Here is a 19,609-nt window from a genome sequence, read left to right on the forward strand (position 1 = left end):
GTGGCTGCGGGAGCACGGCGTGGTCCCGGTGAGCTACGGCGACGGCGTCCTCGACCGGATCCGCGCGGCCGCCCCCGAGGGCGTCGACGCGTTCGTCGACACCTTTGGCAATGGCTACATCGATCTGGCCCTTGAACTCGGCGTCGCCAAAGACCGCATCAACACGATCATCGACTTCGCCGGGGCGGCCCGGACTGGAGTCAAGAGCGAGGGCATGGACGGTTCCGCGAACGCCGGTGTCCTGGCCGAGCTCGTCAGGCTCACCGCGGACGGGGACCTCGACGTTCCGATCGCCGCGAGCTACCCGCTCACCGAGGTCCGCGAGGCATATCGCGAACTCATGCACCGGCATACCCGCGGGAAGATCGTGCTCGAGCCGTAGAGACTCTTGCGGGTCAGGCGAGCAGCTCGCCCTTGTCGACAGTCGTGATGAACTCCGCGAAGAGCCCCGGCCACGCCATGATCCCGTAGGGCGTGCGAGCCACCACGATGCGGCTCCGGGGCATCCGGGTGTGCAGCTGATGCGCCGTCGTCAGCGGGTGCGAGCGGTCCCCGCTCCAGGCGAGGACCAGCGTCGGCACCTCGACGGCCCCGATGGTCTTCTTCTTCGGGAGGTCAGTGGTCGCCGCGCCACGCATGACCGTGGGCAAGAGGGTTTGCCGCACGGCGATGCTCGTCTCAGGCGCGTCGGCGAGCGCGGGCGGGGAAGGGGCCGTGGATCCTTGCTCGACGAACGCGGCGACACCCTCCTGCTCGACCAGGGCGGCATTGGCGAGGTAGATCTCGCGCTGCTCGGCCCTGCTCTTCCATGCGGTCGGGGGCGTGACAAGAGTCAGCGACTCGAATCGGTCGGGATCCTTCACGGCAGCATGCAGAAGCGTCCCGGTGCCCATGGACGGCCCCACCCCGTGGACGCGTTCCCCCGGAGCGACATGGTCAAGCAGGGCCAGAAGGTCGTCGGCGAGGCGGGGCCACGCGTAGTCGGCTTCATCCAACGTGCCGGTGGAGCGGCCATGGCCGCGAGCGTCATAGCGAAGGATCCGGTGACCCCGGAGCGCTCGGGCAAGGTTGAGGCCGAGCTGTCCGTCGCGCTCGCGGCTTGATGTCAGGCCGTGCAGTTGCACGACCAAGGGGCCGGTGGTTCCGGCGACATCGTAGTCAAGAGTCGCGCCGCGCGTCTGAAATGAGGTCACGAGCCCTCCGCGTACTTTCGCGAAACATCTGGGGCCTACACTACGGCACCATGCGCCTTACCACGGTGGCCCAGATGACCCTGCCTGAGGGGTCCCTCCACAGCTTCGCTGTGCGCTCCACGCCCGATCCGACGCGTGAGCTGCCAATATCGTTCGACCAGGGCCGTCACGTTGGCCGCGGTGATCGTGCGGGCTCATGGATGGCGGTGTCGTTCCGCCTCGCCCAGGCCCCCAGCCTCGCTGCGCTCGCCGATGCCTGGCGCGCGGCGATCGCGCGCCACGGAACCCTGCGCACCGTCTTCTCCCTCGAAGATTCTGGGGTCCGGCTGCACGAGGCAACGGTCGACGACGGCGTGTGGCGAGAGCATGAGGTGAGCCCCGGCGAAACGACGCGCAACGCGCTGCGTACGCTGCTCGACGCGGAGTGCCGCCCGTTTGCGGCGCCGTCGTATCTTCTCGCCGTCGTGCTGCCCTCTTCCGCCGAACCCGACCCGCGGCCGACCGTCGTCCTTGCCAGCGACCACGCGCACGTTGACATGTGGTCGCTGCTGATCCTCGCCCACGAGATTCGGGTTTGGGCCGATGCCGGGGACCCAGGACTCGACGCGCCTTCGCCGGGGACGGCCCTCGCTGATCCGCTCCCCGCGGCGTTCGTCGATCACACGCGTGCGCTCGCGGCGATGCCCGAGGCGCCGGCAGAGGTGATCGCGCACTGGAAGGAGATCTTGCGCGCCGGGGGCGGGGCGATGCCCGTGTTCCCCTTGCCCCTGGGGGATGTGTCGAAGCCGTCGTCGGCGATCGTCGAGGTCCGCGATGTGCTCGATGACGGTCAGCTTGCCCGCCTCGAAGAGCAGGCGCGCGCACGCGGGGTGCGAATTCTCCCCTTGGTCTTGTCCGAGCTCGCGCGGCTGTTCCGCGACATCGCGAACGCGCCGCTGCGTGCGGTGTTCCCGGTGCACTCGCGCAACGAGCCGCGGTGGCGCGACTCGGTCGGCTGGTACATCACCAATGCCGTGCTCGACGTCGCGGATCCCGACCCGGCGTCCTGCGCCGCGGCGGTCGAGGAGGCGGTGCGCCTCGGCGCCTTCCCCCTGGCCCCGATCTTTGACCGCATCGGCGGGAGCGAACCGCCCGGGATGTTCGCGCTCTCGTGGCTAGACGTGCGCCGGCTGCCCTTGCGCATCGACGCCTCGTACGAGCCGCAGTTCGTCTCGGCTGAGCTCCCCACGGACAACCTCATGATCTGGTTCATCGTCAATGACGACGGGCTGCACCTCCGCTGTCGCTACCCCAACAACGTCGTCGCCCGGGCAGCCGTGGGCGCATGGCTCGACGAGCTCACCGCCCGGATTGCGACGGCCGCCCTGTCTCCAGCCCGATCCGGGCGGTGGACTTCGTCGGATCGATGATTCTTGGTTCCCCTCTAGGTCGACGATCGGGCGCACGATGCGATGAACCGATCGAGGGAGCCCGGATCGATATAATGGTGCGCCTTGAGACCGGACCGCTCCGCCGCAAGGACGTTTGCGATGGTGTCATCGACGAAGAGGCACTCGGACGGATCCGTTCCGAGGGCGTCGACGACGGCCGAGAATGCTTCGGGCGAGGGCTTCGCCAGGCCCAGCGAACTGGAATTGAAGACGACATCGACCTCCGCGAAGAGGCCGAGGCGGTCCAGATCGGCATCGAGGCGGGTAGTGGCATTACTGAATAAGGCGACCCTGCGCCGTCGTCGTTCCCGGCGGAGGATGGCAAGCACGGCACCGTTGGTGCGTCCCGGTGGCGACGACCAGGCCTCTACGGCCGCCCGACCAGCGGCGCCGTGGGCGGCCTCGAGCTCGCGTGCGATCTCTTCGCGCCACTGCTCATCTGTGATCACCCCGGTGACTGCGAGGTGCAACCGGTCGGAGTTGCCGAACGCAGAGCGCGCGAGGCGACCAGCAGGAAGCCCGTTCGTCATTTCAGCATCGGCGATGATCGCCGGGTCCCAGATTCGGAGTACCCCGTCGAGATCGACGACGAGTGGCCCAAGCATGCCAGCAGCCTATCCGGGCCCGCGTTCCGTCCTTGCCGATGTGGCTGATTGGAGGTCAGGCGGCCCCCGCGGCGGAGAGGATGTGTGATCTCCTGGCTTTGAGGTAGTCGATGTCGTTCCGGTAGATCGTGACGTGCCCGGCGAGGTCGGCCCGGTTTCGGCGCTCTGCCTCCGAGGCGGTGAATTGGGCCAGTTCGTCCAGTCGCACCTCGGCGACCGTGAGCGTGTCGGCGGCCGAGAACTGGGCACCGTAGGCGCGCAGCAGTAGCCCGAGTCGCCGCCCTTGCTCCGCGGCGCTGTCTCCCGATCTACGGTCAGGGTTCTCGGGTCCGGTGAGAGGGCAGAGCCGATAGGCAAGATAGGCCACATCCCACACGCGGGGGCCGGGAGACATGAAGTCCCAGTCGATCACTCCCGAAATCCGACCGTCTCGGAAGACGAAGTTATACGGGGCGAAGTCGTTGTGGCAGATGACCTCGGCGGGTTCGTGGGCCTGTCCCCGCCAGGCGGCCTCGGCCACGGTTAGGCCGACGGTCGCGTCGTGGAGCTCGCGGAGGCGCGCTGCGGCGTCGGCCAGGAAGGAGTCCTCCCAGACCCATTCGGGAAGCGGGTATGACGGCACAAAGCCGGGCAGGAATCCCAGAGTCTCGCGTCCGGCCTCGTCAACGCCATGAACCGTTGGCACCCAGACGAGCCCTTGGCTGCGCAGAGCCCGGAGTACCTGGTGGACCGTTGGGGCCCAAGGGCCGCCGCTTCGCCGCACTGTTTCGCCGATACGGACAACCTCGTTCATGTTCCCGCCTGAAAGCGCTTCCTCCATGGGACCAAGCTACTTGCGGGGCACATTCCGTACCCAGCCGCAGTCTCCCCTTGGCCTTGGCGAAGAGTGTCCGATGCTCGATCCCTCTGCCTACCGGTCTTAGCTTCCATCTGCGAAGCGCTGAAGCTCCGCTGTCATCCGGCGCCGAGGCCGAGTTGGTCGAGGGTTGCCTTCGCGGGTGCCGGCCCGCCGCAGGACGGGCCAAGCGGCGAAGGTCCTTTGTTAAGCCTCGGGAGGGGTCTCGGCGGACCTGACCCATCGGGAGCCGGGGCCCTCCGCAGCGGCCGCGTCGTTTGGGTTGAACAGCGTGCAGCGCCCCAATGAGAGGCAGCCGCAGCCGATGCACCCGTCAAGATCGTTCTGGAGGGCTTGGAGTTCGGCGACCCGAGCTGCGACGAGCTGTGCCCACTGGGCGCCGATCCGTGTCCATTCCCGCTGGCTCGGTGCACGATCTGCTGGGATGCTGTGGAGCGTTTGGGCGATTTGTTCGAGCGACAGCCCGACCCGCTGTCCTGCCGCGATCACGGCCAGGCGGCGCAGCGTGTGCCTCGGGAACATCCGCCGGCCGATCTCGGACCGTACCGCGTGGATCAGGCCGCGCTCTTCGTAGTACCGCAGAGCCGACACGCTGGTTCCCGAGCGGCGCGCGACGTGGCCGATCGTCAGCAGCTCGTCGGGAGCGATCCGTGCCATCCTCACAGCATGCCCGCCAGTCCGGAGAGGCTTCAACCCAAAAGGGACTTGACCTCAAGTCCGCTTGAGCAGGTTGGGTGGTGCCCATGCACATCAGCTCAGTCGCCTTCGACAGCGGAGACCTCGCCCGAGCGGAGTCGTTCTACGGCTCCGTCCTCGGGCTCCCCACGATCCACGACGACGGAGCGCTGACCATTCGGGCAGGATCGTCACTCCTGACGCTCCGCGAGGGCCCGATCGGGCCCGGCAGGCAGCATCTTGCCTTCACGATCCCGCGCCTGTTGTTCGACGGCGCAAAGCAATGGGCGATCGACCGGGTGAGGCTGCTGTGCGATGACGAGGGCAAAGACGAATTCGAAGCCTCATCGCATTGGAACGCCCGCTCCCTCTATTTCGAGGACCCGGACGGGAACATCCTCGAGTTCATCATCCGCCGCGACATTGTGGACAATCGTGGCGGCCAGTTCCGGCCGGAGCGCATCCAATCCATCAGCGAAATCGGCGTTGCAGCCGAGGATGTTCCCGGTACCACTTCTCAGGTCGAATCGGTGCTTGGCATCACAGGGTATGGCGGCGGCGCCTCGGCGTTCCAGCCCGTCGGGGACCTTGAGGGCCTCCTCATCCTTGTGGCCCCGGGCCGACACTGGTTCCCCACCAAGACACCGAACGCGGCAGGGCGGCTCACAGTCCACATCGCTGGCAGAAGCGCTGGCACGATCAGGCCCAGTCCCGGCACGGTGATCCATTCGTCGATTCAGGAATCGGGGTAGCGGGTATGGCATTGAGCCGAGCTCTGGAAGCGGTGTCGCAGTATGTGGAGGCCGCTAGCGATCCGCCCAGCTCTTGGCGGTCATCAGGTCGGCGGCAACCGCATCCCAAGCCAAAGCGTCCAACGGTCGATGCGCTCCGTGACCAGCACCGAGTCGTGCCACGGATCGTCGGCGAGAGCCTCCACTGCGTCCGCGGCGTCGGACGCGGAGACGACGACGAGTGCGGGGCCGGCGTCGACGTCGTCCCCCAACGGACCCCCGAGGAGCACGACGCCGCGGCGGACGAGATCATCCATGAAGGCCGCATGCTCGTCCCAGCCATCTTGGGAACGGCGCCCGCGTTGTGCGTCCCACTCAGGGCCGCGGCCGAGAGTTATCAGGAAGTGCGCCATGTCCTGACGCTACGGCCGGGCCCCCCGGATGCCAACCTCCCGATCGCTACCTCGGTGCAGCGATCGTCAGCGCCGTTCTCGCCGGCCGGTCCCCAGCGGGGCCGGTAAGGCTCAGGGCGCGATGTCGACTTCGGTCATCGACAGGCCGTGCTGGCCCTCGTCGGAAGTCACGCGGTCGAGGACCCACCCCTGGCCGGCGCGTTTGAACGTCGCGGTCTCCTTCGCCACGTATTTCGTCGGCACGTCGCTCGGGCCGTTCGCGGCGGAGGCCAGGTACAGCGTGGTCGTCTCGGTGAAATGCGCCTGCGCCGTGTCCCCGGAAGTCGTCCAAGACTTCACGGCAACCTCCGAGTCCGCCTTGATGTAGGTGAACCCCTGGCCTTTGAACCCCTTCTTCGACGCCTGGATGCGCGCCACGGCCCGTGCCCAATTGGCTTTGAACTGATCGGTCGTGCTGTCGTCGCTCAGCGTCGGCGCCGCGGTAGGGGTCTCAAGTGCAGCCTGGGTGCGGTCGCTCACCGCGTGCCCGAGGATCGCCTCGACTCCCGCGGGTGGCGCCTCGGGTGCGCCGAGGAACATGCCGCCGCACGCCGTCGTCGTCAATGCCGCGCCAAGCGTCGCCGCGATGGCAAAGGTGCGCCGTCGAAGAGCCATGATCCCCCTGCCCGGACCGATGCGCAGCCGAGGAGGGGAGCGCCACTGGTTTTGAAAGTGTTGCGGCAGTTCGGGGCCCGGTCAAGCACTGCCGAGGTCGGGCGCAGGGTGGTCCGCGATAGGGTGGGAACCATGCGTATCGCCCGTTTTGTTGTTGAGTCCGAGCCCCTCTACGGCGTGGTCCAGGGTGACCCCGGCCAGGAGCAGGTGGCCGTCATCAAGGGCGACCCGTTCTTCCAGGGCATCACGCCGACCGGGCAGGTCCACCGGCTCGAGGATGTGCGGCTCGTCGCGCCGATCATCCCGCGCAGCAAGATCGTGGGCATCGGGCGCAACTACGTGGACCACGCGAAGGAAATGGGCAACGAGCTCCCGACCGAGCCGGCCATGTTCCTCGTCGCGAACACCGCCGTCGTCGGCCCCGGCGACCCCGTGGTGCTCCCGGAGTGGACCGACGAGGTCTCCTACGAGGGCGAGCTGTGCGTGGTCATCGGCCGGATCTGCAAGGACGTCCCGGCCGAGAAGGCGGACGACGTCATCTTCGGTTACACCGTGGGCAACGACCTCACGGCGCGCGACAAGCAGCGCGCGGACGTCCAGTGGGCGCGCGCGAAGTCCTTCGACACGTCGTCGCCCCTCGGTCCCTGGATCGAGACCGAGCTCGACCCCGAGGACCTCTCGCTCGTGACGCGCCTCAACGGCGCCGTGGTCCAGGACGGCACGACGGCGGACATGGTCTTCGGCGTGCGCGAGCTCGTCGCCGCCGTGTCGCAGGCGTTCACTCTGCTCCCCGGGGACGTCATCATGACGGGCACGCCCGCCGGCGTCGGGCTCGTGCAGGAGGGCGACCGCGTCGAGGTCGAGATCGAGGGGATCGGCACGCTGTCCAACCCCATCGTGCGCCGGTAGCGATCTGGCTGGCTGCGGGCGGGCCGGCGCGGAGGGGGCTGTGGCCGCGCTTTAGAATGAGGTCACTATGACTTCCTCCGCCGCACCCTCTGCTGCCATCCCCACGGTCACCCCGGACACGCCCGTGCGCGTGCGCTTCTGCCCATCCCCGACCGGCACCCCGCACGTCGGCCTCATCCGTACGGCCCTGTTCAACTGGGCTTACGCGCGCCACACGGGCGGGACGTTCGTGTTCCGCATCGAGGACACGGATGCGCAGCGCGACACGGAGGAGAGCTATCAGCAGATCGTCGAGGCGCTCACCTGGCTCGGGCTCGCGTGGGACGAGGGCATCAACGTGGGCGGACCGCACGAGCCGTACCGTCAGTCGCAGCGCCTCGACATCTTCAAGGACGTCGCCGCGAAGCTGAAGGACGCGGGCTTCCTCTACGAGTCGTACTCGACGCCGGCCGAGATCGAGGCGAGGCACCGCGCCGCGGGCCGCGACCCGAAGCTCGGCTACGACAACTCGGACCGCGACCTCACGGCCGAGCAGGTCGCAGCCTTCCGGGCCGAGGGCCGCGAGCCCGTGCTCCGCTTCCGCATGCCGGAGGAGGACGTCGTGTTCAACGACCTCATCCGCGGCGAGATCCGCTTCAAGGCGGGGAGCGTTCCGGACTTCGTCGTCGTGCGCGCCGACGGCTCGCCGCTGTACACGCTCGTCAACCCCGTCGATGACGCCCTCATGGGCATCACGCACGTGCTTCGCGGCGAGGACCTCCTGTCTTCGACCCCGCGCCAGGTCGCGCTATACCACGCGCTCCACGCCGTCGGCGTCGCCTCCTACATGCCGCTCTTCGGCCACCTCCCGTACGTGCTCGGCGAGGGCAACAAGAAGCTCTCGAAGCGCGACCCGCAGTCGAACCTCTTCCACCACCGCGACCGCGGCTTCATTCCGGAGGGCCTGCTCAACTACCTCGCGCTCCTCGGCTGGTCGCTCTCGGCGGACGAGGATATTTTCACGGTCCAGCAGCTCGTCGAGAACTTCGACATCTCCTCGGTCCTGCCCAACCCCGCGCGGTTCGACCAGAAGAAGGCCGAGGCGATCAACGGCACCCACGTGCGCCTCCTCGAGGCCGTGGACTTCCGCGATCGTCTCGTGCCCTACCTGCGCGCCGCGGGCGTGGTGGGGGAGACCCTGTCCGCGCGCGACGAGGAGATCCTCACCGAGGCCGCCCCGCTCATCCAGGAGCGCATCACGCTGCTCGGCGAGGCCCCCGGGATGATCGCCTTCCTGTTCGCCGCGGACTCCGAGATCGAAGTGGAGGACGACGCGCGGAAGGGCCTCCCGGAGAACGTCACCGACGTCGTGGGCGCGGCTATTGCGGCGCTCGAGCCGCTCGAGTCCTGGACGGCGGAGGCGATCCAGGACGCGCTGCGCGTCGCTCTCGTCGAGGGCTTGGGCATCAAGCCGCGGCTCGCGTTCGGTCCTGTGCGCACCGCGGTGTCGGGCCGGCGCGTCTCCCCGCCCCTGTTCGAATCCATGGTCATTCTCGGCAAGGACTCGTCGCTCGCGCGGCTCAAGGCGTTCCGTGGCTGATCCGGTGCTGGCTCCGGTCGTCGGTGGCACGAAGCCGCTCCCGGTGGCCGGTGTGCTGCTCGACATCGACGAGACGCTCGTGGACCTTGAGGGCGCCATGTATCAGGCCCTTCGAGAGGTGACCGCGCCCTACGCGGCTCTCACGGAGGCTGGCTGGGTGACGCTGTGCGACACTTTCGGGCGACAGTCGGAGGACATCTACGACCGCTACGTTGCGGGCGAGATCACGTTCGCCGAGCAGCGCGTGCTTCGGGCCGAGCGTTCGCTCGCGGCCGTCGGCGCGGCATTCCCGGACGGCGCGGCCGCGGCTGCTTGGCTCGCCACTTACGAGACGGTGCAGCCTCGCTACGTCCGCGCGTTCGACGACGTGACGCCCCTTCTCGACGCCCTCGACGCCGCCGGGATCCCGTACGGGGCAGTGAGCAACAACGTGCACGACTACCAGCGCGCGAAGCTCGACCAGGCCGGCCTGGCCCGGATCGGCGTCCTCGTGGGCATCGACGCGGTCGGCGTAGCCAAGCCCCATCCGGCGATCTTCCGCGAGGGGCTGCGCCTGCTCGGAACGTCCGCGGGCGCGACCGTCTACGTCGGCGACAACCCGGGGCACGACGTCGTCGGCGCGGCCGGGGCGGGCCTCCGCGGGATCTGGCTCAACCGCACGGGGCGCGAGCTCCCCGAGGACGTGGCCAGCTCGGTCACCGAGCAGATCACGAGCCTCGGGGAGATCCCGGCGCTCATCGGGCTCGCCTAGATCCCTGCGAGCGGGCAGCCGGCAGCGATGCCAAGCCCGTCGCCACCTGGGCCCGGATCACGTCGTAAGGGGTTTCTCGAACTGTGGCCCCCGAGGCCCGGCGTGCCGCCTCTGCGATTTGGCAGCGCGGCTGGCGATCCAGTAGAGTAATTACTCGTGCTGAGGGGCACGGAGCGAATCGGACGGGCAGTTCGAGAGCCCCGGTCCGGATGACACCTTGGGATATGGTGTAATTGGCAACACTACGGTTTCTGGTACCGTCATTCTAGGTTCGAGTCCTGGTATCCCAGCTCCTGATGTCCGCGAGCGAGTGGCGGCTGACGGTCAGTAAAGTACGCGGCCCCATCGTATAGCGGCCTAGTACGCCGCCCTCTCACGGCGGTAACGCGGGTTCGAATCCCGCTGGGGTCACGAAGTTCGGCGGATTCTTCCGTCGGACTCGTTTATGCCTTCTTTGGAAGGCGCAGTGTGAGGCCCCATCGTATAGCGGCCTAGTACGCCGCCCTCTCACGGCGGTAACGCGGGTTCGAATCCCGCTGGGGTCACTGCAGAGAACACCCCCGGTCTTCGGACCGGGGGTGTTCTTCGTTTCGGTGGAGATCATCTGCACCCGAGAGGGTCAGGGGCGGGAGTTGGTGTACCCGAGACGTTCAGGGGAGCTTGGCGAGGGCGGCCTGGACCTTGAGCATGGTGCGGAGGTTCCGCGTTGTCGTCGTGGCCTTGAACTTCGCCTTGCCGGTGGCCTTGCCCATGGGGCTGTCGAGCGTTCCGCCGACGGGTGCGAGCCAGGCCGTCGCGACAGGGGAGAGGCGTGTGTGCTCCGTGCCGGATGCCGCCGCGAGCACCCATAGCTCGTCGAGCACCGAGGGCTCCGTGGAGAGCGTCACGTACGTATGGGTGCTGTCGTCGTCGGGAGGATACGGGCACGCGCCAACTGTTGCGTCGACGTCGTCCGCCGCCATGACGATGACCCACGCGTCGTAGCCGAACGATTCCCGCAGCGCGTTCTGGACGGCCTCCTTGAGCGCGGCCGCTCCCAGCTCCGAGCGCAGCACAGCGTTGCCGCTCGCGAGGAGCGTCGAGACGCCGGTGACGGGCAGTCGCGAGAGCGCGGCCTTGACGTCCGCCATCTTGAGGTTGATCCCGCCCACGTTGACCCCTCGGAGGAACACGGCGTAGGCGGTCACGGGATCTCCTGAGTGGGTGAGGGCTGTGGGCGGGTGGGCGGGTGAGGGCGGTGGGCGGGGGCGGAGAGAAAGGGTCAGTCGTTCGCTTTGCGGAGCGCCTCCGTGAGGAGCCGCGCCGCGCTGCAGACCACCTCAGCATGCTGACGGCCTGGCTGGCGGGTCAAGCGCTCGATGGGGCCGGAGATTGAGACCGCGGCGATGACGCGACCGGACGGCCCGCGGACCGGCGCCGAGACGGAGGCGACCCCCGGCTCCCGTTCGCCGAGCGACTGAGCCCACCCCCGCCGTCGTACGCCAGCCAAGACGGTCGGTGTGAAGCGCGCGTTGTTGAGCCCCTCGAGGAGGCGGTCGTGGTCCTCCCACGCCACGAGGACCTGCGCCGCCGAGCCGGCCTTCATGGTGAGCTGCGTCCCCACGGGGATCGTGTCGCGCAGGCCCACAGGGCGCTCGGCCGAGGCGACGCACACGCGCCAATCGCCCTGGCGGCGGAAGATCTGCGCGCTCTCGCCCGTCGCGTCGCGCAACTGGACGAGAATGGGACCGGCGGCAGCGATGAGCCGGTCCTCGCCCGCGGCCGAGGCGAGCTCGACGAGCCGCGAGCCGAGCACGAATCGCCCCTGGATGTCGCGGGCCACGAGCCGGTGGTGGACGAGGGCGAGCGCTAGCCGGTGCACGGTGGGCCGGGCCAGGCCTGTGGCCGCGACGAGCTGCGCGAGGGTGGTCGGGCCAGCCTCGAGCGCATCGAGCACCATCGCGGCCTTGTCGATCACGCCTACACCACTAGAATTGTCCATAGGTTGATATTGCCGTCTCAATATCTGAGATGCAAGTCGGCAGAGTGGCCACGATTCGGGCGGCCTGCTGGACTGGTGGAGAGGCGCCGACGGCGCGCACAGAATCGAAGGGAGCTGGCCATGGGACGCACTCTGGCCGAGAAGGTCTGGGACGCGCACGTGGTGCGCAAGGGCGAAGACGGCCAGCCCGACCTTCTCTACATCGACCTTCACCTCGTGCACGAGGTGACGTCCCCGCAGGCCTTCGAGGGGCTCCGCCTCGCGGGCCGCCCGCTGCGCCGCCCCGACCTCACGATCGCGACCGAGGACCACAACACCCCGACGCTGGACATCGACAAGCCGATCGCCGATCCGACGAGCCGCACCCAGATCGACACGCTGCGGGCGAACTGCAGGGAGTTCGGCGTCCGGCTCCACTCGCTCGGCGACAAGGAGCAGGGGATCGTGCACGTCGTCGGGCCGCAGCTCGGCCTGACTCAGCCTGGCCTCACGATCGTGTGCGGCGACTCGCACACGTCCACGCACGGCGCGTTCGGCGCGCTCGCCATGGGCATCGGCACGTCCGAGGTCGAACACGTCATGGCGACGCAGACGCTCCCGCTCAAGCCGTTCAAGACCATGGCGATCACGGTCGAGGGCACGCTCAAGCCGGGTGTGAGCTCGAAGGACATCATCCTCGCCGTCATCGCCAAGATCGGCACGGGCGGCGGTCAGGGCTACGTGCTCGAGTACCGCGGCTCGGCGATCCGCGCGCTCTCGATGGAGGCGCGCATGACCATTTGCAATATGTCGATCGAGGCCGGCGCCCGCGCGGGCATGGTGGCCCCCGACGAGACCACGTACGAGTTCATGCAGGGCCGCCCGCACGCTCCGCTAGGCGCCGAATGGGACGCCGCCGTCGAGTACTGGAACACGCTGCACACCGACGAGGACGCCGTCTTCGACGCCGAGGTCTTCCTCGACGCGGACGAGCTCGAGCCGTTCGTCACGTGGGGCACCAACCCCGGTCAGGGCGTCTCGCTCTCCGAGGCCGTTCCGGACCCCGATTCGTTCGCAGACGAGAACTCCAAGGCCGCGGCCCGCCGCGCCCTCCAGTACATGGACCTGGCCCCGGGCACCGCGATGAAGGACATTCGCGTCGACACCGTGTTCCTGGGCTCGTGCACGAACTCGCGCCTTGAGGACCTGCGCGTGGCGGCGGACATCATCCGCGGTCGGCAGAAGGACCCGAACGTGCGCATGCTCGTGGTGCCCGGCTCGGCCCGTGTGCGGCTCGAGGCCGAGGCCGAGGGCCTCGACCGCGTGTTCAAGGAGTTCGGCGCAGAATGGCGGTTCGCCGGGTGCTCGATGTGCCTCGGCATGAACCCGGACCAGCTCGCCCCCGGCGAGCGTTGCGCGTCCACCTCGAACCGCAATTTCGAGGGCCGTCAGGGCAAGGGCGGCCGCACCCACCTCGTCTCTCCCGTCGTCGCCGCGGCGACGGCGATCCGCGGCACGCTCTCGTCGCCGTCGGACCTCGACCCCGTCCCTGCCGCGACGAGTGCCGCCTGAGCCCCCGGCTCCCGGCCACCAAGAATACGGAGTAAGCCATGGAGAAGTTCACCTCCCACACCGGCATCGGCGTCCCGCTGCGTCAGAGCAACGTCGACACCGACCAGATCATCCCGGCCGTGTTCCTCAAGCGCATCACGCGCACGGGCTTCGAGGACGCGCTCTTCGCGAGCTGGCGCAAGGACGAGCAGTTCATCCTCAACCAGGAGCCGTTCAGCCAGGGCTCGGTGCTCGTGGCGGGCCCCGACTTCGGCACGGGCTCGTCGCGCGAGCACGCCGTGTGGGCGCTCAAGGACTACGGCTTCAGGGCCGTGCTCTCCTCTCGCTTCGCGGACATCTTCCGGGGCAACTCGGGGAAGCAGGGCCTGGTCGCCGCGGTCGTGGCCCAGGACGACATCGAGCTCATCTGGAAGGAGCTCGAGAACCACCCCGGCACGCAGATCACGGTCGACCTCGAATCCAAGACCGTCACGTGCGGGAACCTTGTGGCCCCGTTCGAGATCGACGACTACACGCGCTGGCGCCTCCTCGAGGGTCTCGACGACATCGGGCTGACACTCCAGCACGAACCCGAGATCGCCGCCTACGAGGCAGCGCGGCCCTCCTTCAAGCCCACCACCCTCCCAGCTCGCGGCTGATACCGCCGTGGCCCGGGGATTCGCCGGGCCACGGAGGAGCTTCTATGCTTAGCAGGGTCCGTGGCCGGGCCGGTGGGGGCAGGCGAGCAGTGAGGAACCAACGCATATGAGCAGTGTCCTGACCATCCGCGGCGGCGTGCCGCTCTCGGGGCGGGTGACCGTCCGGGGAGCCAAGAACCTCGTACCGAAGGCCATGGTCGCGGCCCTGCTGGGCGACGAACCCTCCGTCCTCCGGAACGTCCCCGACATCAAGGACGTCGAGGTCGTGACGAGCCTCCTGCGGCTGCACGGCGTCGAGGTCGGGCGGGACACGGCAGGCGGCAACCTGACGCTGGACCCTGCGAACGCGCGCACCGCGCACGTCGCGGACATCGACGCGCACGCGGGCGATTCGCGCATCCCGATCCTGCTGTGCGGGCCTCTCATCCACGCGATCGGGGAGGCGTTCATCCCCGACCTCGGCGGCTGCCGGATCGGCGACCGCCCGATCGACTATCACTTGGGCGTCCTGCGCCAGTTCGGCGCCGTCGTCGACAAGCGCCCCGGCGGCATCAGCATCTCCGCGCCCAAGGGCCTCAAGGGCGCGAAGATCTCCCTCCCGTACCCGAGCGTCGGCGCCACCGAGCAGGTCCTGCTCAGCGCGACCAAGGCGGACGGGATCACCGAGCTCACGGGGGCGGCGATCGAGCCGGAGATCGTGGACCTCATCGCGGTCCTGCAGAAGATGGGCGCGCTCATCTCGGTCCAGTCGGACCGCACGATTCGGATCGAGGGCGTCCCCTCGCTCGGCGGCTACACGCACACGGCGCTGCCGGACCGCAACGAGGCGGCGTCGTGGGGCTGCGCGGCGCTCGTGACGAAGGGGGACATCTTCGTCGAGGGCGCGCTCCAGCGGGACATGATGACGTTCGTCAACACGTTCCGGAAACTCGGCGGCGGCCTCGAGATCCGCGACGACGGCATTCGCTTCTTCCACAAGGGCGGCAAGCTCGAGCCCCTCGTCGTCGAGACGAACGTGCACCCGGGCTTCATGACCGACTGGCAGCAGCCGCTCGTCGTCGCGCTGACCCAGGCCGAGGGTGTCTCGATCGTCCACGAGACCGTCTACGAGAACCGCTTCGGCTTCACGGAGGCGCTGCGTCGCATGGGCGCGACGATCCAGGTCCACCGCGAGTGCCTCGGGAGCGTCCCGTGCCGCTTCGGGCAGCGCAACTTCCTCCACTCGGCCGTCATCTCGGGCCCCGCGGAGCTCAAGGGGGCCGAGTTCGACGTGCCCGACCTCCGGGGCGGGTTCAGCCACATCATCGCGGCGCTCGCGGCGGAGGGCACGTCCCGTGCGACGGGCGTGGACGTCATCAAGCGCGGCTACGAGCACTTCACCGCCAAGCTCGAGGGTCTCGGCGCCCAGTTCGACCTCGAGGAGGTTGCCGCGTGAGCCGACCGGTCCGGGCGGAATCCCTCGGTGAACGCGTCGCGTTCTCTATCGCCGGGGGCTTGGTGCGCCCCACCATGAACGCGCTCCTCGGAAAGAAGTGGCTCGGTGCGGAGCGACTGCCGGAGGGCGGCTTCATCGCGTGCCCCAATCACTGCACGGAGATCGATCCGCTCGTAGTGGGCCACATGCTCTACAACCTCGGCCGGCCCCCACACTTCCTCGCGAAGGCGGGCCTCTTCAAGCCTCCCGTCCTGGGCCAGATCATGCGCGGCACGAAGCAGATCCCTGTGGACCGCAGTGGTGCGGGCGCCGGACAATCTCTCGAGATTGCGCGCGAGGTCCTCGACGAGGGCGGCGCGATCCTCATCTACCCCGAGGGCACGCTCACGCGTGACCCGGGCCTGTGGCCCATGAGGGGGCACACGGGCGCGGCCCGGCTCGCGCTCAAGACGGGCGCCCCCGTGGTCCCGATCGCCCATTGGGGCGCTCAGGAGCTGTTCCCGCGGTACGCGAAGCGCCTCCACGTGTGGCCCCGCAAGCGCGTCCGCGTGCTGATCGGCGAGCCCGTGGACCTGAGCGAGTTCGCGGACCGGCCGCTCGACAAGACGACGCTCGTGGCGGCGACGGAGAAGATCATGGCCGCGATCACCGAGCTCCTCGCAGAGCTGCGGGACGAGGAGGCCCCGGCCGAGCGATGGGATCCCTCGGCGCACCAGCAGACCACGCACGGCCGCGACGTCGAGCGCGGCTCGAAGGGCACGACGCACGACGGCGGGATCCCGGCGTGAGCGCTGACGTCGCCGCCGTCGGGCGCGCCCCGGCGACCAACCCGGGGACTGCGCCGGCCAGCGAGACGCAGGCCGAGCTCACGAGCATCGCCGTCTTCGGCGCCGGAAGCTGGGGCACGACGTTCGCGAAGGTTCTCGCTGACGCGGCGGCCGCCCGCGGCGTCGAGCGCAGCATCCGGGTGTGGGGACGCAATCCCGAGACGATCGCGGACATCAACCGGCACCGGAACCAGCGGTATCTCGGCGACATCGAGCTCCCGGAGACCGTCACGGCCACGACCGATCCGTCGGAGGCCCTCGCGGGGGCGCAGCTCGTGGTGTTCGCGGTGCCCGCGCAGTCCCTGCGCGGCCAGCTCGAGACGTGGCGCGCGCTGATCCCCTCCGACGCCGTGGTGATGTCCCTCATGAAGGGCCTCGAAGTCGGGACGGACCTGCGCATGAGCGAGGTCATCGCGGAGGTGGCCGGGATCCTGCCGGAGCGCATCGCCGTGCTCTCGGGGCCCAATCTCGCGATGGAGATCGCCCGGCGCGAGCCGACGGCGTCCGTCGTCGCGTGCGCGGACCAGGCCCTCGCGCTGCGGATCGCGCGCGCATGCACGGCGCCGTACTTCCGGCCGTACACGTCCACGGACATCGTGGGCGCCGAGATCGGCGGCGTGGTCAAGAACGTCATCGCGCTGTGCGTCGGCATCTGCGAGGGCAAGGGCATGGGGGACAACACGAAGGCCTCGGTCATCACCCGCGGCCTCGCCGAAACGACCCGCCTCGCAGTGGCCCTCGGCGGCGACGCCCAGACCCTGTCCGGCCTCGCGGGGCTCGGCGACCTCGTCGCGACGTGCGCGTCCAAGCTCTCCCGCAACCACACCGCCGGGACGCTCCTCGGCCAGGGCTACAGCGTCGACGAGCTCGGCCAGCACATGACCCAGATCGCCGAGGGCATCAAGTCGGCCCCGGCCGTGCGCGAGCTTGCGCGGCGGGTCGGCGTCGAGATGCCGATCACGGAGGCTGTGGTCGGCGTGCTCGCCGGGAAGGTCGGGGTTGACCAGCTCGAAACTCTCCTGCTCGCGCGGGAGCTCAAATCGGAAGGCGAATAGCGTGACCAACCCTGCAAGCCCTGAGCGCACCGGCTCTGAGCGCAACGGCCCCGGGCGCAAGGTCCGCGTCGCGCTCCTCTTCGGCGGCCGCTCGAGCGAGCACGCCGTGAGCTGCGTGACGGCCGCGGGCGTCATGAACGCGATCGACCTGGACAAGTACGAGGTGCTGCCGATCGGCATCGCGAAGGACGGCCAGTGGGTCCTCTCCAACGGCGACTGGCAGCAGTGGGCGCTCAACTCCGGCGAGATGCCTGAGGTCCAGGCCGGCAGCGAGACCGTGAGCCTCGCGGGCGGCCCCGGCCGGCCCGGCCTCGTAGTGACCCGGCCCAACGAGGTGCCGCGCGAGCTCGGCGACGTCGACGTCGTGTTCCCGCTGCTGCACGGGGCGTTCGGGGAGGACGGAACGGTCCAGGGGCTCCTCGAGCTCGCGGATGTCCGCTACGTGGGCGCCGGGGTTCTCGCCTCCGCGGTCGGGATGGACAAGCACTTCATGAAGGTCGCGTTCGCGGCCGCAGGGCTCACGGTCGGTCCGTACGTCGCGGTGTCTGACAAGGAATGGCGCCGCGACCCCGACGGGGTGCGCGCCGCCGTCGAACGCCTGGGGTACCCGGTCTTCGTCAAGCCGTGCCGCGCGGGTTCCTCCGTGGGGATCACGCGCGTGGAGGGTCCCGATGGCCTCGACGCGGCGCTCGCGGAGGCGCGGCGGCACGATCTGCGCATCGTCATCGAGGCGTCGATCGTGGGCCGCGAGATCGAGTGCGGCGTGCTCGAGGGGCACGGCGCGGAGCCCCCGCGGACCTCGCTCCCCGGCGAGATCGTGGTGCAGGGCGATTCCCACACCTTCTATGACTTCGAGGCGAAGTATGTCGAGGACAACGCCGCCGCGCTCAGCTGCCCCGCCGATCTGCCCGACGAGGCGATCGCGCGCGTCCGGGAGCAGGCCGCGCGGGCGTTCGACGCCGTCTCCGCCGAGGGCCTGAGCCGCGTGGACTTCTTCTACACGCCGGAGGGCGAGCTCGTCATCAACGAGATCAACACGATGCCCGGGTTCACGCCGATCAGCATGTATCCGCAGATGTGGGCCGCGACCGGCCTCTCATACCACGATCTCATCGACGAGCTCATCCAACTCGCGCTCGAGCGGCCCACGGGTCTGCGCTGAGCCGCCCAACCTGAGGGCCTAGCCGGCGGCGACGGGTCTCGGCTGCGGCGGGGCGCCTGCGCGCTCGCACGGCCGTCCCTTGTGCCGCGCGGCCGTCCCTTGTGCCGCCCGGCCGTCCCTTGACGGCTCAACCGTCGGTTATGCCGGACGGTTGTGCCTCTCCGAGACGGTCATGGGGCATAGGAGACGGTTATTGGGTATCTGCTTGGCTGAAGTTCGTCCGTAAATGTGGAACCGATCTGGTGGGGGTGCCGTCCGTGCGGATCGGCTAGCATGTGCCCGTTTGGAACACCATTCGCTACAGGGGGTTACGCAGTGAGCTATCCGCAGCATCCGCAGGACCAGACCTACGCGGCGCCGACGCAGGTCGAGCCGCCGCTGTGGGCGCCATTCTATGGGGCGAGCCCGGTACAGGCGATCGGGCGGTTCTTCGCCAAATACGCGGTGTTCCACGGCCGGGCGAGCCGGGCCGAGTACTGGTGGGTGGCGCTGGCCTGCACCGTCGTCGGCTTTGTTCTCGAAGTGCTCCCATTCGTCCTCGACGGCGCGTCGCGCGGCTCCGCGGGTGCGGGCTTCGCAATCGTGGGCTACGCCTACCTGGCCCTGTTCCTCGGCACGATCGTGCCGAGCCTCTCGGTCACGGCCCGTCGTCTCCACGACGCCAATCTCAGCGGATGGCTCATGCTCCTCCTCCTCATCCCGTTGGTTGGGGGCATCGCCGTGCTCGTCCTCATGCTCTTGTCCCCGAACCCTGCCGGGCAGCGCTTCGACCGCCCGACCGCTCCCCGTCAGGGCGAACCGGGCGCGTAGCGGAGGGCGCCACGTCAGGCTGGGGCTTCGCGCCTTCGGGTTCTCGCACTGTGATACCTGTTGGATGCCATCGGACCATGGCGACGAAGACTACTGTCACCTGGCTCAATAGACGGTTTCTCATGCGGCCCGGCCAGGGGCATCAGCCCTTCGGCAGCTGGGCCACCTCGGCCTGGCCCACGCACTTCGCGGTCTGCGGGACCTTCGCAACCGCGGACGCGAGCGTCGCGAGCACTGTGGCGGAGCTGATCTTCGAGCTGTCAAGGAGCAGCTCCGTCGCGGGCGAGCGCCCGAACGTCGTGAGGATATAGGTCCCGTTCCCGGTGTCCGTGCCGGGCCCGGAGGGCGACGACG

Annotated in this window: 21 protein-coding genes, 3 tRNA genes and 1 pseudogene; 16 read left to right on the forward strand and 9 right to left on the reverse strand. The window is 69.0% G+C overall.

Features of this window, described 5'->3' with window-relative positions:
- On the forward strand, window positions 1-382 hold a 382-nt coding region (locus ACLN58_RS07285), incomplete at its 5' end, for a zinc-binding dehydrogenase (RefSeq protein ID WP_415854601.1).
- Between the two features lie 13 nt (window positions 383-395).
- Here the strand turns inward: ACLN58_RS07285 and ACLN58_RS07290 are convergent.
- Complete coding sequence (locus ACLN58_RS07290; RefSeq protein ID WP_415854602.1) at window positions 396-1,193, reverse strand: alpha/beta fold hydrolase; 798 nt, start codon at window positions 1,191-1,193, stop codon at window positions 396-398.
- A 50-nt stretch (window positions 1,194-1,243) separates the two neighbouring features.
- On the opposite strand from ACLN58_RS07290, the gene ACLN58_RS07295 reads away from it, so the two are divergent.
- Complete coding sequence (locus tag ACLN58_RS07295; protein WP_415854603.1) at window positions 1,244-2,602, forward strand: peptide synthetase; 1,359 nt, start codon at window positions 1,244-1,246, stop codon at window positions 2,600-2,602.
- 14 nt (window positions 2,603-2,616) lie between these two features.
- On the opposite strand, the gene ACLN58_RS07300 is transcribed toward ACLN58_RS07295, so the two are convergent.
- The 3 genes from ACLN58_RS07300 to soxR form a co-directional block, all read right to left on the reverse strand.
- Complete coding sequence (locus ACLN58_RS07300) at window positions 2,617-3,228, reverse strand: HAD-IA family hydrolase (RefSeq protein ID WP_415854604.1); 612 nt, start codon at window positions 3,226-3,228, stop codon at window positions 2,617-2,619.
- 55 nt (window positions 3,229-3,283) lie between these two features.
- Window positions 3,284-3,913, reverse strand: a complete 630-nt coding sequence (locus ACLN58_RS07305) for a phosphotransferase (RefSeq protein WP_415854605.1) — start codon at window positions 3,911-3,913, stop codon at window positions 3,284-3,286.
- 357 nt (window positions 3,914-4,270) lie between these two features.
- Window positions 4,271-4,741 (reverse strand): redox-sensitive transcriptional activator SoxR, encoded by a 471-nt coding sequence (soxR, locus tag ACLN58_RS07310; RefSeq protein WP_415854606.1) that lies wholly within the window; start codon window positions 4,739-4,741, stop codon window positions 4,271-4,273.
- Window positions 4,742-4,827: 86 nt separating this feature from the next.
- Between soxR and ACLN58_RS07315 the strand changes: the two genes are divergently transcribed.
- Window positions 4,828-5,511: a VOC family protein gene (locus ACLN58_RS07315; protein ID WP_415854607.1), complete on the forward strand. Its 684-nt coding sequence runs from the start codon at window positions 4,828-4,830 to the stop codon at window positions 5,509-5,511.
- 83 nt (window positions 5,512-5,594) lie between these two features.
- Here ACLN58_RS07315 and ACLN58_RS07320 read toward each other — a convergent pair whose 3' ends face one another.
- Entirely contained in the window at window positions 5,595-5,903 is a 309-nt protein-coding gene (locus ACLN58_RS07320; protein WP_415854608.1) for a hypothetical protein, read from the reverse strand.
- A gap of 111 nt (window positions 5,904-6,014) precedes the next feature.
- Entirely contained in the window at window positions 6,015-6,557 is a 543-nt protein-coding gene (locus tag ACLN58_RS07325; RefSeq protein ID WP_415854609.1) for a hypothetical protein, read from the reverse strand.
- A 132-nt stretch (window positions 6,558-6,689) separates the two neighbouring features.
- On the opposite strand from ACLN58_RS07325, the gene ACLN58_RS07330 reads away from it, so the two are divergent.
- The 6 genes from ACLN58_RS07330 to ACLN58_RS07355 all read left to right on the forward strand — a co-directional run bounded on the left by ACLN58_RS07330 (window position 6,690) and on the right by ACLN58_RS07355 (window position 10,341).
- Window positions 6,690-7,466, forward strand: coding sequence for a fumarylacetoacetate hydrolase family protein (locus tag ACLN58_RS07330; protein ID WP_415854610.1), 777 nt, complete (start codon window positions 6,690-6,692; stop codon window positions 7,464-7,466).
- Between the two features lie 67 nt (window positions 7,467-7,533).
- Window positions 7,534-9,045 (forward strand): glutamate--tRNA ligase, encoded by a 1,512-nt coding sequence (gene gltX / locus ACLN58_RS07335; RefSeq protein WP_415854611.1) that lies wholly within the window; start codon window positions 7,534-7,536, stop codon window positions 9,043-9,045.
- Entirely contained in the window at window positions 9,038-9,796 is a 759-nt protein-coding gene (locus ACLN58_RS07340; RefSeq protein ID WP_415854612.1) for an HAD family hydrolase, read from the forward strand. The genes gltX and ACLN58_RS07340 overlap by 8 nt, the downstream gene beginning before the upstream one ends.
- Window positions 9,797-10,014: 218 nt before the next feature.
- A tRNA-Gln gene (locus ACLN58_RS07345) sits at window positions 10,015-10,086 on the forward strand.
- A gap of 48 nt (window positions 10,087-10,134) precedes the next feature.
- Window positions 10,135-10,207: transfer RNA gene (locus tag ACLN58_RS07350), tRNA-Glu, on the forward strand.
- Between the two features lie 61 nt (window positions 10,208-10,268).
- Window positions 10,269-10,341 (forward strand) — tRNA-Glu (locus tag ACLN58_RS07355).
- A gap of 105 nt (window positions 10,342-10,446) precedes the next feature.
- Here the strand turns inward: ACLN58_RS07355 and ACLN58_RS07360 are convergent.
- Both ACLN58_RS07360 and ACLN58_RS07365 read right to left on the reverse strand, forming a co-directional pair.
- Window positions 10,447-10,983, reverse strand: a complete 537-nt coding sequence (locus ACLN58_RS07360) for a DUF1697 domain-containing protein (RefSeq protein WP_415854613.1) — start codon at window positions 10,981-10,983, stop codon at window positions 10,447-10,449.
- A 74-nt stretch (window positions 10,984-11,057) separates the two neighbouring features.
- A complete protein-coding gene (locus ACLN58_RS07365) occupies window positions 11,058-11,777 on the reverse strand; it encodes an IclR family transcriptional regulator (protein WP_415854614.1) in 720 nt (239 codons plus the stop codon).
- A 120-nt stretch (window positions 11,778-11,897) separates the two neighbouring features.
- On the opposite strand from ACLN58_RS07365, the gene leuC reads away from it, so the two are divergent.
- The 7 genes from leuC to ACLN58_RS07400 all read left to right on the forward strand — a co-directional run bounded on the left by leuC (window position 11,898) and on the right by ACLN58_RS07400 (window position 19,255).
- Window positions 11,898-13,328, forward strand: coding sequence for a 3-isopropylmalate dehydratase large subunit (leuC, locus tag ACLN58_RS07370; protein WP_415854615.1), 1,431 nt, complete (start codon window positions 11,898-11,900; stop codon window positions 13,326-13,328).
- Between the two features lie 38 nt (window positions 13,329-13,366).
- Window positions 13,367-13,966: a 3-isopropylmalate dehydratase small subunit gene (gene leuD, locus ACLN58_RS07375; RefSeq protein ID WP_415854616.1), complete on the forward strand. Its 600-nt coding sequence runs from the start codon at window positions 13,367-13,369 to the stop codon at window positions 13,964-13,966.
- Between the two features lie 106 nt (window positions 13,967-14,072).
- Window positions 14,073-15,401: a UDP-N-acetylglucosamine 1-carboxyvinyltransferase gene (gene murA / locus ACLN58_RS07380; RefSeq protein WP_415854617.1), complete on the forward strand. Its 1,329-nt coding sequence runs from the start codon at window positions 14,073-14,075 to the stop codon at window positions 15,399-15,401.
- A gap of 74 nt (window positions 15,402-15,475) precedes the next feature.
- Window positions 15,476-16,189 (forward strand): lysophospholipid acyltransferase family protein, encoded by a 714-nt coding sequence (locus ACLN58_RS07385; protein WP_415854620.1) that lies wholly within the window; start codon window positions 15,476-15,478, stop codon window positions 16,187-16,189.
- An 86-nt stretch (window positions 16,190-16,275) separates the two neighbouring features.
- Window positions 16,276-17,283, forward strand: coding sequence for an NAD(P)H-dependent glycerol-3-phosphate dehydrogenase (locus ACLN58_RS07390; protein WP_415854621.1), 1,008 nt, complete (start codon window positions 16,276-16,278; stop codon window positions 17,281-17,283).
- Window position 17,284: 1 nt separating this feature from the next.
- Window positions 17,285-18,445 (forward strand): D-alanine--D-alanine ligase family protein, encoded by a 1,161-nt coding sequence (locus ACLN58_RS07395; RefSeq protein WP_415854618.1) that lies wholly within the window; start codon window positions 17,285-17,287, stop codon window positions 18,443-18,445.
- Between the two features lie 315 nt (window positions 18,446-18,760).
- Window positions 18,761-19,255 carry a DUF805 domain-containing protein gene (locus ACLN58_RS07400; protein WP_415854619.1) on the forward strand — a complete coding sequence of 165 codons (495 nt, stop codon included), beginning with the start codon at window positions 18,761-18,763 and terminating at the stop codon, window positions 19,253-19,255.
- 142 nt (window positions 19,256-19,397) lie between these two features.
- Here ACLN58_RS07400 and ACLN58_RS07405 read toward each other — a convergent pair.
- Window positions 19,398-19,609 (reverse strand): annotated as a pseudogene (locus ACLN58_RS07405) (hypothetical protein); the annotation flags it as partial.

Origin of the sequence: Sinomonas sp. G460-2, from assembly GCF_047759905.1 — a bacterium.
Classification (GTDB): domain Bacteria; phylum Actinomycetota; class Actinomycetes; order Actinomycetales; family Micrococcaceae; genus Sinomonas.